The sequence below is a fragment of the Paracoccus versutus genome, assembly GCF_000763885.1.
In the GTDB taxonomy this organism is placed as follows: domain Bacteria; phylum Pseudomonadota; class Alphaproteobacteria; order Rhodobacterales; family Rhodobacteraceae; genus Paracoccus; species Paracoccus versutus.
This window is the reverse complement of record NZ_JRKO01000024.1, coordinates 45,236-58,431: the sequence shown is the minus strand read 5'-3', so window position 1 is coordinate 58,431 and position 13,196 is coordinate 45,236. Positions and strand designations below refer to the sequence as shown.

At 69.4% G+C, this 13,196-nt stretch carries 13 protein-coding genes; 10 read left to right on the top strand and 3 right to left on the bottom strand.

Annotation, left to right across the window (positions count from 1 at the left end):
- A complete protein-coding gene (locus tag IT40_RS12410) occupies positions 1-1,941 on the top strand; it encodes a 3-hydroxyacyl-CoA dehydrogenase NAD-binding domain-containing protein (RefSeq protein ID WP_036755369.1) in 1,941 nt (646 codons plus the stop codon).
- A 160-nt stretch (positions 1,942-2,101) separates the two neighbouring features.
- On the opposite strand, the gene IT40_RS12405 is transcribed toward IT40_RS12410, so the two are convergent.
- Positions 2,102-3,166 carry a 3-deoxy-7-phosphoheptulonate synthase gene (locus IT40_RS12405; protein WP_036755368.1) on the bottom strand — a complete coding sequence of 355 codons (1,065 nt, stop codon included), beginning with the start codon at positions 3,164-3,166 and terminating at the stop codon, positions 2,102-2,104.
- 268 nt (positions 3,167-3,434) lie between these two features.
- Here IT40_RS12405 and IT40_RS12400 point away from each other — a divergent pair, with 268 nt between their 5' ends.
- Together IT40_RS12400 and IT40_RS12395 are read left to right on the top strand one after the other, a co-directional pair.
- On the top strand, positions 3,435-4,148 hold the full coding sequence (locus IT40_RS12400) for a 5-formyltetrahydrofolate cyclo-ligase (protein WP_243700222.1): 714 nt from the start codon (positions 3,435-3,437) through the stop codon (positions 4,146-4,148).
- Between the two features lie 100 nt (positions 4,149-4,248).
- Positions 4,249-4,791 (top strand): NADPH-dependent FMN reductase, encoded by a 543-nt coding sequence (locus tag IT40_RS12395; protein WP_036755364.1) that lies wholly within the window; start codon positions 4,249-4,251, stop codon positions 4,789-4,791.
- A gap of 65 nt (positions 4,792-4,856) precedes the next feature.
- On the opposite strand, the gene IT40_RS12390 is transcribed toward IT40_RS12395, so the two are convergent.
- Entirely contained in the window at positions 4,857-5,054 is a 198-nt protein-coding gene (locus IT40_RS12390) for a hypothetical protein (protein WP_036755362.1), read from the bottom strand.
- A gap of 301 nt (positions 5,055-5,355) precedes the next feature.
- Between IT40_RS12390 and phnC the strand changes: the two genes are divergently transcribed.
- From phnC to phnE (IT40_RS12370), 4 genes are read left to right on the top strand one after another with little or no spacing between them, the layout of a single operon-like run.
- Positions 5,356-6,174, top strand: a complete 819-nt coding sequence (gene phnC, locus IT40_RS12385; protein ID WP_036755360.1) for a phosphonate ABC transporter ATP-binding protein — start codon at positions 5,356-5,358, stop codon at positions 6,172-6,174.
- A 34-nt stretch (positions 6,175-6,208) separates the two neighbouring features.
- On the top strand, positions 6,209-7,120 hold the full coding sequence (phnD, locus tag IT40_RS12380) for a phosphonate ABC transporter substrate-binding protein (protein ID WP_036755356.1): 912 nt from the start codon (positions 6,209-6,211) through the stop codon (positions 7,118-7,120).
- Positions 7,121-7,180: 60 nt separating this feature from the next.
- Positions 7,181-8,026: a phosphonate ABC transporter, permease protein PhnE gene (gene phnE, locus IT40_RS12375; protein ID WP_036755353.1), complete on the top strand. Its 846-nt coding sequence runs from the start codon at positions 7,181-7,183 to the stop codon at positions 8,024-8,026.
- Between the two features lie 3 nt (positions 8,027-8,029).
- On the top strand, positions 8,030-9,352 hold the full coding sequence (gene phnE, locus IT40_RS12370) for a phosphonate ABC transporter, permease protein PhnE (RefSeq protein ID WP_036755351.1): 1,323 nt from the start codon (positions 8,030-8,032) through the stop codon (positions 9,350-9,352).
- 125 nt (positions 9,353-9,477) lie between these two features.
- On the opposite strand, the gene IT40_RS12365 is transcribed toward phnE (IT40_RS12370), so the two are convergent.
- Positions 9,478-10,431, bottom strand: coding sequence for a LysR family transcriptional regulator (locus IT40_RS12365; RefSeq protein WP_036755349.1), 954 nt, complete (start codon positions 10,429-10,431; stop codon positions 9,478-9,480).
- Between the two features lie 143 nt (positions 10,432-10,574).
- Here IT40_RS12365 and IT40_RS12360 point away from each other — a divergent pair, with 143 nt between their 5' ends.
- The 3 genes from IT40_RS12360 to catA all read left to right on the top strand — a co-directional run bounded on the left by IT40_RS12360 (position 10,575) and on the right by catA (position 13,094).
- The gene (locus IT40_RS12360) at positions 10,575-11,789 is read left to right on the top strand and encodes a muconate/chloromuconate family cycloisomerase (RefSeq protein ID WP_279432831.1); all 1,215 of its coding nucleotides are present in this window, start codon (positions 10,575-10,577) and stop codon (positions 11,787-11,789) included.
- Between the two features lie 2 nt (positions 11,790-11,791).
- Entirely contained in the window at positions 11,792-12,082 is a 291-nt protein-coding gene (gene catC, locus IT40_RS12355; protein WP_036755346.1) for a muconolactone Delta-isomerase, read from the top strand.
- Positions 12,083-12,155: 73 nt separating this feature from the next.
- Complete coding sequence (gene catA / locus IT40_RS12350; RefSeq protein ID WP_036755343.1) at positions 12,156-13,094, top strand: catechol 1,2-dioxygenase; 939 nt, start codon at positions 12,156-12,158, stop codon at positions 13,092-13,094.
- Positions 13,095-13,196 lie beyond the last annotated feature (102 nt).

Genomic DNA, 13,196 nt, shown 5'->3' with positions numbered 1-13,196 from the left:
ATGACCGTAACCATCGCCCGCCAAGGGGAAATCGCCACCGTCACCGTGGACAACCCGCCCGTCAACGCGCTGTCCGCGGCGCTGCGGCAGGGGCTGTGGGACGCGGTGGAGACGCTGGACGCCGACGGCTCGGTCGCGGCGGTGGTGCTGGTCTGCGCCGGCCGCACCTTCATCGCCGGCGCGGACGTGACCGAATTCGGCAAGCCGCCGGTTCCGCCGCACCTGCCCGACCTGGTGGACCGGATCGAGGCGGCCGCGAAGCCCTGGGTCGCGGCGATCCACGGCTCGGCGCTTGGCGGCGGGCTCGAGGTGGCGATGGGCTGCCGCTTCCGGGTGGCCGCGCAGGGTGCCTCGCTGGGCCTGCCCGAGGTGAGCCTGGGCATCGTTCCCGGCGCCTCGGGCACGGTGCGCACGCCGCGCCTGGTGGGCGTTCCGGCCGCGGTCGAACTGGTGACTTCGGGCCGGCCCCTCCGGGCGGCGCAAGCCGCCGAGGCCGGGCTGGTCGATGCGGTGATCCAGGGCGATCTGCTGGAAGGCGCCGTGGCCTTTGCCCGCCACGCGCTGACCCGGCCCTTGCCCCAGCCGACCTCGGCCCGCCCCGTCGCCGCGCCCGACCCGGCCTTCTGGGCCGAGCAGGAAAAGGCCGTCGCCAAGGCCGCCAAGGGCGCCGCCGCGCCGCTGCGGGCGCTGGCCTGCCTGCGCAAGGCGGCCGAGGCAAGCTTTGCCGAGGCCATGGCCTTCGAGCGCGAGACCTTCCTGGAGCTGCGTAGCTCGGAACAGGCGGCGGCGCTGCGCCACGTCTTCTTCGCCGAGCGCGCCGCGCCGCGCCCGGCCGCCCTGCGCCATGTCGAGCCCTTGCCCCTGCGCCGCGCGGCGGTGGTCGGCGGCGGCACCATGGGCGCGGGCATCGCCGCCGCCCTGCGCGACGCCGGCCTGCCGGTGGTGCTGGTCGAACGCGACGACGAGGCGGTGGCGCGCGGCACGGCCAACCTGCGCGGCATCTTCGACGGCGCTGTCCGGCGCGGCAAGCTGACCCAGGCGCAGGCCGCCGACCGGCTGGCCGGCGTCACCGGGACCACTGACTACGCCCAACTGGCCGATGTCGACCTGGTCATCGAGGCGGTGTTCGAAGAGATCGGGGTCAAGCGCGCCGTCTTCGACCGGCTCGCCCAGGTCTGCCGGCCGGATGCGGTGCTGGCGACCAATACCTCCTATCTCGACCCGCGCGCCATCGCCGGGGGGCTGCCCGGCCCCGAGCGTTTCATCGGCCTGCATTTCTTCAGCCCGGCCAATGTGATGAAGCTCCTGGAGATCGTGCCCGTGCCCGAGACTTCGGAGCGCACGCTGGCGACCGGCTTTGCCCTGGCACGGCTGCTGAAGAAGATCCCGGTCCGCGCCGGCATCTGCGAGGGCTTCATCGGCAACCGCATCCTGAAGCGCTATCGCGCCGCGGCCGAGGCGCTGGTCCGCCAGGGCGTGGCGATTGCCGAGATCGACGCCGCCATGCGCGGCCATGGCTTTGCCATGGGCCCGTTCGAGGCGCAGGATCTGGGCGGGCTCGACATCGCCTTCCTGCAACGCGAGGGCGCGCGGGCGGCGGGGCAGGCGGTGCCCGAGACGCTGGGCGACATCCTGGTCCGCGCCGGCCGCAAGGGGCAAAAGACCGGCGGCGGCTGGTATGACTATGCCCCGGGCGAGCGGCGCCCGCAGCCCTCGGCCCTGGTGGCTGCGCTGCTGGCGGGCGCAATCACCCCCGGCGCGGCGATGGACCGCGAGGCGATCGCCGCGCATCTGGTCGCCGAGATGGCGGCCGAGGGGCAGGCGATCCTGGACGAGGGCGTCACGCAAACTCCCGCCGACATCGACCTGGTCGAGATCCACGGCTACGGCTTTCCGCGCTGGCGCGGCGGGCCGATGTTCGCGACCGGCATCCGCGGCTGAAGCGGCGGGGGCCGGGGCTGGACAGGGCAGGGTCGCTTGAAACCATGCGGCCCCTGCCATGCCCGGATCGGTGCGACGCAGAACCTTGCGATTTCGCCGCCGCCACGCGATGTCCTCGTCGGGCGTCGGGCGTCGGGCGTCGGGCGTCAGGCGTCGGGCGTCAGGCGGCGCGGCGCAGGCGCGTGGCGGCGGCCCCGGCCAGATCCAGCAGCAGCGCGCGGCTTTCTTCCCAGCCCAGGCAGCCGTCGGTGATGCTCTGGCCATAGACCGGCACCTGGCCGGGCTGCAGATCCTGCCGCCCCGCCACCAGGTTGCTTTCCAGCATGACGCCGCGGATGCGCGCCTCGCCCGCGCGGATCTGCGCCGTGACATCGGCGATCACCGCCGGCTGGCGCGCCGGATCCTTGCCGCTGTTGGCGTGGCTCGCGTCGATGACGATGCCGGGCTCGACGCCGGCCTTGGCCGCAGCCGCCGCCACCGCCGCGACATGCCCGGCGTCGTAGTTCGGCCCGTCATGGCCGCCGCGCAGCACGACATGGCAGGCATCGTTGCCGGTGGTGGTGGCGATGGCCGCCGCCCCCTGGGCGGTGATCGCCGGGAAGCTGTGCGGCCGCGCGGCCGAGCGGATCGCGTCCAGCGCCACCTGCACCCCGCCATCGGTGCCGTTCTTGAACCCGACCGGGCAGGACAGGCCCGAGGCCAGCTGGCGGTGGATCTGGCTTTCCGTGGTGCGCGCGCCGATGGCGCCCCAGGCGATCAGGTCGGCGAAATACTGCGGCAGGATCGGGTCCAGGAACTCGGTCGCCGCCGGCAGGCCCATGCGGTTGATCTCCAGCAGCAGGCGGCGGGCCAGGGGCAGCCCGTCCTCGATCCGGTCCGAGCCGTCCAGATGCGGGTCGTTGATCAGCCCCTTCCAGCCGACGGTCGTGCGCGGCTTTTCGAAATAGACCCGCATGACGATTTCCAGCCGGTCGGACAGCGCGCGGCGCAGTTCGGCCAGGCGCGCGGCGTAATCCAGCGCCGCCGGAACGTCATGGATCGAGCAGGGGCCGGCAACGACCAGCAGCCGGTCGTCGCCCCCGGCCAGGATGGCGCGGATGGCGGCGCGGCTGTCGGCGACGGTGCGCGACACCGCCTCGTCCCGCGGCAGCGATTCGGCCAGGGCGGCCGGGGCGGGCAGGGGTCGCAGGGTGGCGATATGCAGGTTCTCGGTCTGGATGGGCATGGCTCTCTACTTTCTGCAAGAGGCCGGACCGGAAGCGCATGGAACTGAAAAAGCCGCCGGTCTTGGGCCAGCGGCTTGGGGGTCAGTATCGCGTTCGCGCTACACCCGGCTCCGCTGGGGACAGCGGAACCAATAAAACGAAATGGTGCAGGGCATTCGATGCGACATGGGCCATCCATAACCGCTGCGCGGCGCGCTGTCACGCCGATTCTTGCGCACGGGCTTTGGCGGCGCTCGGCCCCGTGCTACCCTGCCGCGCATGATCAGGATGCAGCCTTCCACCGCGGGACCGGGCGGGGCCGATGGGGATGAGCAGGGCGGCTCGCCCCCCTGCCAGGCCGCGCGGATCGCGCCGGATTACTTCGACCCCCTGGCCGTCGATGCAAAGCAGGCGCGCGACGTGGCGCGCTGGCGCAAGGCGCGGCGCGAGGAATTGCTGGCCCACCGCGCGGGCCTGAGCATCGCCGCGCGCCAGACCGCCGCCGCGGCCATCGCCAGGGCCCTGGACGAGGTGCTGGCCGCGCATCTGCCCGATCCCCGCGGCCGGGTGATCGCCGGCTATTGGCCGATCCGGTCGGAACCCGACCTGCGCCCCTGGCTGGCCCGCCTGCACGAACGGGGCGCCATCCCGGCCCTGCCGGAGGTCGTGCGCCCGGCGAGCCCGCTGGTCTTTCGCCCCTGGCATCCCGGCGCGGCGATGCGGCGGGGGCATTGGAACATCCCGGTGCCGGCCAGCGCCGAGACGGTGGCGCCCGAGGTGGTGCTGGCCCCGCTGGTCGGCTGGGATGGCGCGGGCTATCGGCTGGGCTATGGCGGCGGCTATTTCGACCGCACGCTGGCCGCGCGGCAGCCGCTGGCGATCGGGGTCGGCTTGCAGGCGGCCCGGCTGGCGACGATCTATCCGCAACCCCACGACATCCGGCTGGCCGCCATCGTCACCGAACGCGGCCTGCAATATCCGCCCCGTCCCGGCATGGCGTGAAAAATCTTGCCGGGCATCGCGTCGATTTCCGCGCCCGCGGCGTTGGGCGACAGCCGGCGCCGTTCCGCGCAACCCTCGGCAGGCAGGAAAGGAAACAGCGATGACCAAGACGATCCTGGGCCTCAGTGGCAGCCTGCGGCGCCCCTCGTTCAACGCCGGGCTGCTGCGCGCCGCGGCCGACCTGGCCCCCGAGGGGATGCGCATCCAGATCGGCTCGATCCGCGAGGTGCCGCTCTACGACGGCGATCTGGAGGCCGAGTCGGGCTTGCCCCAGCCGGTGCGCACCCTGCAAGCGCAGCTTGCGGCGGCGGACGGGTTGCTGATGGTGACGCCGGAATACAACAACGGCGTGCCGGGCGTGTTCAAGAACGCCATCGACTGGATGTCGCGCGGCGACGGGCTGGCGATGTTCGTGGGCAAGCCGGTGGCGGTGATCGGCGCCTCGCCCGGCGGTTTCGGCACCATCCTGGCGCAAAGCCATTGGCTGCCGGTGCTGCGCACTCTCAAGGCCGCGCTGTGGACCGAGGGGCGGCTGATGGTGTCACGCGTGGAATCGCTGTTCGACGACCAGGGCAACCTGACCGACGACAAGACGCGCGCGCAGCTGCGCAAGTTCCTCGAGGGTTTTGCCGCAACCCTCTGATGCAGGCCGGATAAACGCCAAAGGCAGCCCGGAGGCTGCCTTTCCTACGTCGGTGCGGCGAAAGGTTATTCGGCCGCGAAGGTTGTGGCGAACTGGCCGCACCAGTCGTTCGACTTGACGACCGGCCAATAACCCCTGGTGTCCGCGTCCCTTTGGTTGACGGGCGGGTTGGCGCGGCACAGGCCGGAATCGGACAGCGTGCTGGCGGAGTTGGCGACGTGATCCTCGTAGAACGCGCAGGCGTTGCAGGCGGTTTTGGTCATGGCTGTTGCTCCTGTCTGGCGGGCATGTCTTGGTTGCTGGCTGGCTTTCGGCTGGCTGGCGACCTTGGCAAGGATATAGAGGCCGATTCGCCGAAGGTCAAGAAATAATCTTGTAAAAACATATAGTTGACAGAATTACTTGGCGTTCTGATCCTGATCCGAACGCTCGGATTTGGATTTTGCGTCCTGTGAAAAACGCTCGGGAAAGGGCGCCGCGGGCGTCAAGAAAGCTTCACCGGACTGCGCCAATTCCGTCACCGATCCCGGCTATCAGCGCCCCAACCGCTCATGGAGGGCCGCCTTGCTTGCAGTTCAGAACGTCACCCGCGTCTTTTCCGGGCGTGCCGCGGTGGACGACATCAGCTTTGCCGTGGACGGCCCGGCCTTCGTCGGCATCATCGGCCGCTCGGGGGCGGGGAAATCGACCTTCCTGCGGATGATGAACCGGCTGACCGATGCCTCGGCCGGGCGGATCTGCGTGGACGGGCGCGACATCCTGGCGCTGCGCGGCCGCGACCGCCGCGCCTGGCAAAGCCAATGCGCGATGATCTTCCAGCAGTTCAACCTGGTGCCGCGCATGGACGTGGTCTCGAACGTGCTGCACGGGTTGCTGAACCGCCGCCCGGCGCTGGCCACGCTGTTCAACCTGTGGCCGCGCGCCGACATCCTGCGCGCGCTGGAGATCCTGGACCGGCTGGGCATCGCCGAACAGGCGCCCAAGCGGGCCGAGGCGCTGTCGGGCGGCCAGCAGCAGCGCGTGGCCATCGCCCGCGCGCTGATGCAAGACCCCAGGATCATCCTGGCGGACGAGCCCATCGCCAGCCTCGACCCGATGAACGCGCAGATCGTCATGGACACGCTCAAGCGCATCAATGTCGAGGACGGGCGCATGGTCATCGCCAACCTGCACACGCTGGACACCGCGCGGCGCTATTGCGACCGGGTGATCGGCATGCGCGACGGGCGCATCGTCTTCGACGGCACGCCGGCGCAGCTTTCGACCGGCGTCGCCCGCGACATCTATGGCGCCGACCACAGCTTCAACGAGGCCGCGACCTCGACCGCCATTCCCGCCGATGCCATCGCCGATGCGGCCTATGCCGCGCGGTTGATGGCCTGACGCTTCCCGCAAGACCGCAACCCATGGAGAGACCATGAAACCGCTTGCCCTGGCGCTTGCCGCCGCCACCGCCCTGACCTCCGGCCTGATCTCGGCCGCCTCGGCCCAGCCGATCACCGGCTTCAACCTCGGGATCATGGGCGGCGAGAACGCGCAGGACCGCATGACCTCGAACGAATGCTACCGCGCCGCCATCGAGGCCCAGCTGGGCGTGCCGGTCAAGGTCTTTACCCCCGCCGATTACGACGGCGTCATCCAGGGCCTGCTGGGCGGGACGCTGGACATGGCCTGGCTGGGCGCCTCGGGCTATGCCAAGATCCACCTGACCGATCCCGAGGCGGTCGAGCCGGTGCTGACCAAGCAGAACATGGACGGCTCGACCGGCTATTACGCCATCGGCTTCGCCCGCAAGGACAGCGGCATCGCCTCGATCGAGGACGCCAGGGGCAAGTCCTTCGCCTTTGCCGAGCCGAACTCGACCTCGGGCTACCTGGTGCCGGGGGCCGAGCTGGCCGAGACCCATGGCAAGCTGGAGGATTTCTTCGGCCAGGTCCGTTTCGCGGGCGGGCACGAGCAGGCGATCATCGGCGTCGCCAACGGCGATTTCGACGCCGGCGTCAGCTGGGCCGACGGTCTGGGCGACTGGGAGGACGGCTATAACTCGGGCGCCTTCCGCAAGGCCGCCGATGCCGGGCTGGTCGAGATGAACGACCTGGTCGAGATCTGGAAGTCCAAGCTGATCCCGGAAGGGCCGATGGTGCTGCGCAAGGCCCTGCCGCAAGAGGTCAAGGACAAGGTCACGCAACTGACCGCCGACCTGCACGAGACCGACAAGGACTGCGCCTATGGCGTCGCCCATGGCGAGGCCATGGATTTCGTGCCGGTGACGCATGACGCCTATCTGGGCGTGGTCGCCGCGCGCAAGTTGCAGGAAACGGCGCAGTAAAGCGCCCCCGGCCGCGTCCCCCAGGGGGCGCGGCATCCGCATTTCATCCGCAGGATCTTCATGGCCGCCCTTGCCCCGGACGACATCCGCGACGCCTATCTGGAACTGACGCGCCGCCGCCGCCTTTATGGCGGGCTCTTGCTGGTGATCTTCGTCGCCATGATGGCGGCCGGGTTCCGGCTGGCCGAAAGCCGCAATGCCGGCGGCTTCGTCGACGGGCTGCCGATGCTGCTGGCCTTCCCCTCGGAGGTGCTGGCCGAGGCATGGCAGAAGCGCGCGAACCTGCCCGGCCTTCTGGCCGAGCATCTGCCCTCGCTGGTCGAGACGCTGAACATCGCCGCCGTCTCGACGCTCATGGGCGGGCTGATGGCGATGGGGCTGGCGCTTCTGTCCACGCGCGGGCTGGCGCGCTGGCCGCGGCTGACGGGGCTGTTTCGCCGGCTGATGGACGCGCTGCGCGCCGTGCCCGAGATCGTGGTCGCGCTGGTGCTGATCTATATCCTCGGCGGCGGGCCGGTGCCGGCGGTCATCGCCATCTCGCTGCATACCGCCGGCGCGCTCGGCAAGCTGTTTTCCGAAGTGGCCGAGAATGCCGACCTGAAGCCGGTCGAGGGGCTTGCCTCGGTCGGCGCCGGCTGGAGCCAGCAGGTCGGGCTGGGCGTCCTGCCGCAGGTGGCGCCGAACTGGCTGTCCTATGCGCTGATGCGGTTCGAGATCAACCTGCGCGCCAGCGCCATCCTGGGTTTCGTCGGTGCGGGCGGCATCGGCTACGACCTGAAGCTGGCGATGCAATGGGGCATGGGCCGCTATGACGAGGTGGTGGCGATCTTTGCGCTGCTCTTCGTCGCCATCGTCGCCATCGACCGGCTGTCGGACCATGCGCGCAGCCGGCTGGTAAGGGGCTGAACCATGACCGCTGCCACGCTTTCCCCCGCCCTGGCCGATACCGTGCTGACCCGTTTCGCCCGCCGCCGGCTGGCGGCCTTTGCGGTGCCGCTGGCGATCCTGGCCTACCTGGCCTATGCCGCCATGGCCTTCGACCTTGCCGGGCTGGCCGGGCGGGCGCGGATGGACAATGCCGCGGTGCTGCTGTCGGATTTCTGGCAGCACAAGACCCATGTGACGCGGGACAACCGTTCGGGCGCCTTGCGCGTCGCCATCGACGGCGAGGCCAAGGGCACCTATCCGCCGGACCGCCTGCCGGGCTGGATCGCCACCCAGGGCGACGCCACCCGCATCGACCTGGGCCAGGGCCATGTCGTCACCTATGACGCGCAGGGCGCGCGCTACGAGGTGCCGGGCTATGGGCTGATCGACATCCGCCCCCAGGACGGCGGGCTGCACCTGACCGCGCCCCAGCCGCTGCCCGACTGGATCAACGCCTCGGACAGCCGGGTCAGCGTCACCACCCCGGCCGGGCGCTTCGCCTATACCCGCTCCAAGGTCGAGACCTTTCGCTACCAGCCGGGCTGGGCGCTGTTCTTCTTTACCCTCGACAGCCCGTTCCACTACATGAGCTGGCCCGAAATCGCCGCCAGCGCGCTTTGGGGGCCGCGCCTCGATTCCGGCCTGCCCAATGTCGCCGCCATGGCGCGGGACTTCTGGACGAACGCCATGTGGCGGCACGGCGACGTGATCTGGGCCATGTTCGAGACGGTGCTGATGGCCTTCCTGGGCACCTTCGGCGCGGCGCTGGCCGCGCTGCCGCTGGGCTTCATGGCGGCGCGCAACATGATGCCCTTTGGCGCGCTGCGCTTTGGCCTGCGCCGGGTCTTCGACTTCATCCGCGGCGTGGACGGGCTGATCTGGACCATCGTGCTGGCCCGCGCCTTCGGCCCCGGCCCGATGACCGGGGCGCTGGCCATCCTGCTGACCGATACCGGCAGCTTTGGCAAGATGTTCTCGGAAGCGCTGGAAAACATCGACGAAAAGCAGGTCGAGGGCATCCGCTCGACCGGCGCGGGCGCCGTGCAGCGGGCGCGGTTCGGGGTGATCCCGCAGGTGACGCCGGTGCTGCTGTCGCAGGTGCTGTATTTCCTGGAATCGAACACGCGCGGCGCCACGGTGATCGGCGCCATCGTCGGCGGCGGCATCGGCCTGTTGCTGACGCAGGCGATCCAGACCCAGAAGGACTGGGAGGACGTGGCCTATTACATGGTGCTGATCGTGCTGATGGTGATGGCGATGGACAGCTTCTCGGGCTGGCTGCGCCGCAGGCTCATCAAGGGCTAGCGCCGTCGATCAACGCGCAAGGCGGGAAGGCGGCAGAAACCGCACCCCCCCGGTCGATCATGTCCCAACCCTGCTTGCGCCCCCGCATGAGGGCAGGCACCCCAGGGCGAACCCGGCGCATGGCCTTACGCGCGGTTGGGCCTGCGGCCTTCCGAAGGTGGCGGGCGAAGGTTGTTGGCTTCAAGCCAGGCCGGTTTTTCGGCATACATGTCGCCAATCAGCCGCTTGACCAGGTCGAGATGGCGCGACGCATCGCCCGCGCGGTGGTAAAGGATCACCGGGGACACCGCCCGCGGGCTGTCGATAAGGCGATACTGCACGTCGGACCGCATCTGCCGGGCCGACGACGGTATGATGCAGACGCCCGAATCCGCGGCGACCAGGCCAAGGGCGGTCTGGATCTCCCGGACCTCCAGCACCTCGGAGGGACGGATGTCCTCGTCCTGAAGCAGGCTCAGGACCTGGTCGGCATAGCTGGGGCGCGGCTCCTTGGGATAGACGATCAGCTTCTGGCCGGCGACGGCGGCAAGCGGCAGCGGCGCGTCGTCCTGGGCCAGGGGCGTGCCCTCGGGCAGCGCGACGACAAGGCGTTCCTCGCGCATGAGCGTGCTGACGACATTCGGGTCGCTGTGCTTCAGGCGGCCGAAGCCGATGTCGATGCGGCCTTCCTTCAGCGCCGGTATCTGCTGGATCGACAGCATTTCGAGCAGCTGGATATCCAGCTCGGGGGCGTTCTGGCGCAGCTTCCTGATCAGCGACGGAAGGCCGCCATAAAGCGTCGAGGCCACGAAGCCGATGGACAGCACCCGGTTGCGGTTCATGCCCACCCGCCGCGTCGCATCCTTCATCTGGTCGACCCGCCCCAGCACCTGCAGGGCCTGTTCATAGAACAGGCGCCCGGCATCGGTCAGCTTGATCGGCCGGCTCTTGCGGATGATCAGGACGACGCCCAGCTCTTCCTCGAGCAGCTGGATCTGCCGGCTCAACGGCGGCTGGGCGATGTGCAGGCTTTCGGCTGCGCGGGTAAAGTTGCGCTCTCGCGCGACGGCGGCGAAATAGCGCAACTGCCGCAAATCCATGGAAAGCCCCTCCTGTCTGCCAGACGAATCTTGCGCGCGTCCTGGGTATTTGGCGGCGGATCAACCCGCTGAAATGCGGGATAATTCGCAGTATAATACCTTCAGAGCATAGTATCAAACCCAAACGGTGTTGGACGAAAGGCATGGCCGGCCGCAATCTTGCCGGCATGAACCAGACATTCGCACCCCTTGCCCCGACCAACGCCGTCAGCCCGGTCATCGACCGGGTCGAGACCATCCTGGTCGACCTGCCCACCATCCGGCCGCACAAGCTGTCGGTCGCCACGATGAACGGCCAGACCCTGATGCTGGTCAAGCTGCATTGCAGCGACGGCGTGGTCGGCATCGGCGAAGGCACGACGATCGGCGGGCTGGCCTATGGCGGCGAAAGCCCCGAAAGCATGAAGCTGGCGATCGACACCTATTTCGCGGCGGTGATGCTGGGCCAGGACGCGACCCGCATCCAGGCGCTGATGGCGCGCATCGGCAAGGCGGTCAAGGAAAACCGCTTTGCCAAGAGCGCCGTCGAGACCGCGCTTCTGGATGCGCATGGCAAGCGGCTGGGCCTGCCGGTCAGCGAGCTTTTGGGCGGCCGGCGCCGCGACCGGCTGGCGGTGGCCTGGACGCTGGCCTCGGGCGATACCGCGACCGACATCGCCGAGGCCGAGCGCATGCTGGACCTGCGCCGCCACCGCATCTTCAAGCTGAAGATCGGCGCCCGCGACATCCGCGACGACATCGCCCATGTCGCGGCGATCAAGCGCGCGCTTGGCGACCGCGCCGCGGTGCGGGTCGACGTGAACATGGCCTGGAGCGAGACCGAGGCGGCCCATGGCATGGCGGCCCTGGCCGATGCCGGCTGCGAGCTGGTCGAGCAGCCTGTGGCCGCGGCCGCGGGGCTGGTGCGGCTGGTGCGCCGCTTTCCCACGGCGCTGATGGCCGATGAATCGCTTTCCGGCCCGGAATCGGCCTTCGAGCTCGCCAGGGTGCATGGCGCCGATGTCTTTGCCGTCAAGATCGAGCAATGCGGCGGCTGCTTCAATGCGCTGCGGGTGGCGGCCATCGCCGATGCCGCCGGGATCGGCCTTTACGGCGGCACCATGCTGGAAGGCGCGGTGGGCAGCATCGCCTCGGCCCATGCCTTCTCGACCTTCGCGAACCTGCAATGGGGCACGGAACTGTTCGGGCCGCTGCTTCTGACCGAGGAGATCCTGTGCGAGCCGCTGGATTACAGCGACTTCGCGCTGACGGTTCCGTCCGGGCCGGGGCTCGGCATCCAGCTGGATGACGACCGCGTGGCGTTCTTTGCCCGCGACGGCCTGCGCCGCAAGACCCGCCCCGCCGGCCAAGGAGGATGACGATGCTGTTCCATGTTCGGATGGATGTGAACATCCCCCGCGACCTGCCCGCCGACGAGGCGGCCGAGATCATCGCGCGGGAAAAGGCCTATTCGCAGGCGCTGCAGGCCAGCGGCAAGTGGCGGCACATCTGGCGCATCGCGGGCGAATACGCGAATTTCAGCATCCTCGACGTCCGGGACAATGCCGAGCTGCACGAGATCCTGTCGGGCCTGCCGCTGTTTCCCTTCATGAGGATCGAGGTGACGCCCCTGCTGCGCCACCCGTCCTCGATCCGCGAGGACGACCGCTAGAGCCATCATTCCCAAAGGGCCGGCGGAGGAGCCGACCCGTCCCAGTTTCCACGAGAATCCAGGAGGAGAGACCATGACTGTCAAGATTTTCGACCGGCCCGACGTGCAGGCGTTCCTGCGCGAACTCAGCGGGCAGAACAGCGACAGCGGCAACCCGCGCATGAAGCAGATCATCCACCGGCTGATGTCCGACCTGTTCAAGGCCATCGACGACCTGGACATCACCCCCGACGAATACTGGACGGGCGTGGCCTGGCTGAACGATCTGGGCGCGGCCGGGCAGGCGGGGCTGATCTCGCCCGGACTCGGCATCGACCATTTCCTGGACGAACGGCTCGACGCCATCGACGCCGCGCTGGGGATCGACAATCCGACGCCGCGCACCATCGAGGGCCCGCTTTACGTCGCCGGCGCCCCGGAATCGGTGGGCTTTGCGCGGCTCGACGACGGCACGGATGCCGACGGGCACACGCTGATCATGCATGGCACCGTGCATGGCGCGGACGGCAAGCCGCTGCCCGGCGCCAAGGTCGAGGTGTGGCATTGCGACACCCGCGGCTTCTATTCGCATTTCGACCCGACCGGAAAGCAGGCGCCGTTCAACATGCGCCGCACCATCATCGCCGACCAGGACGGCCGCTACAAGTTCCAGAGCATCCTGCCCAGCGGCTACGGCGTGCCGCCCGGCAGCCCGACGGAAAAGCTGCTGTCCGCCCTGGGCCGCCACGGCCAGCGCCCGGCGCATATCCATTTCTTCATCAGCGCCGACAGCCACCGCAAGCTGACCACGCAGATCAACATCGAGGGCGATCCGCTGATCGACGACGACTTCGCCTATGCGACCCGCGAGGGGCTGGTGCCGAAGGTCGTCGAGCGCACGGACGAGGCCAGCATCCACGCCAACAACCTCAACGGCCCCTTCGCCGAGATCCAGTTCGACATCCACCTGACCGCGCTGATCGACGGCGTGGACAACCAGGTCAACGAACAGCGCCGCCGCGCCGTCGCCTGACCCGCGTCTTCGGGCGGCCCCTCGGAAGGGGGGCGGCCGCCCGGCCCGAACCCACCTTTCATCACCGACATCGGCAGGGGCTGGCGCGCGAAACGTGCCTCC

What these genes read in the sequence shown, in the direction of transcription:
- IT40_RS12410 (WP_036755369.1), top strand. Translation starts at nt 1, where the DNA reads ATGACCGTAACCATCGCCCGCCAAGGGGAAATCGCCACCGTCACCGTG.
- IT40_RS12405 (WP_036755368.1), bottom strand. Translation starts at nt 3,166, where the DNA reads ATGCCCATCCAGACCGAGAACCTGCATATCGCCACCCTGCGACCCCTG.
- IT40_RS12400 (WP_243700222.1), top strand. Translation starts at nt 3,435, where the DNA reads ATGCAGCCTTCCACCGCGGGACCGGGCGGGGCCGATGGGGATGAGCAG.
- IT40_RS12395 (WP_036755364.1), top strand. Translation starts at nt 4,249, where the DNA reads ATGACCAAGACGATCCTGGGCCTCAGTGGCAGCCTGCGGCGCCCCTCG.
- IT40_RS12390 (WP_036755362.1), bottom strand. Translation starts at nt 5,054, where the DNA reads ATGACCAAAACCGCCTGCAACGCCTGCGCGTTCTACGAGGATCACGTC.
- phnD (WP_036755356.1), top strand. Translation starts at nt 6,209, where the DNA reads ATGAAACCGCTTGCCCTGGCGCTTGCCGCCGCCACCGCCCTGACCTCC.
- phnE (WP_036755353.1), top strand. Translation starts at nt 7,181, where the DNA reads ATGGCCGCCCTTGCCCCGGACGACATCCGCGACGCCTATCTGGAACTG.
- phnE (WP_036755351.1), top strand. Translation starts at nt 8,030, where the DNA reads ATGACCGCTGCCACGCTTTCCCCCGCCCTGGCCGATACCGTGCTGACC.
- IT40_RS12365 (WP_036755349.1), bottom strand. Translation starts at nt 10,431, where the DNA reads ATGGATTTGCGGCAGTTGCGCTATTTCGCCGCCGTCGCGCGAGAGCGC.
- IT40_RS12360 (WP_279432831.1), top strand. Translation starts at nt 10,575, where the DNA reads ATGGCCGGCCGCAATCTTGCCGGCATGAACCAGACATTCGCACCCCTT.
- catC (WP_036755346.1), top strand. Translation starts at nt 11,792, where the DNA reads ATGCTGTTCCATGTTCGGATGGATGTGAACATCCCCCGCGACCTGCCC.
- catA (WP_036755343.1), top strand. Translation starts at nt 12,156, where the DNA reads ATGACTGTCAAGATTTTCGACCGGCCCGACGTGCAGGCGTTCCTGCGC.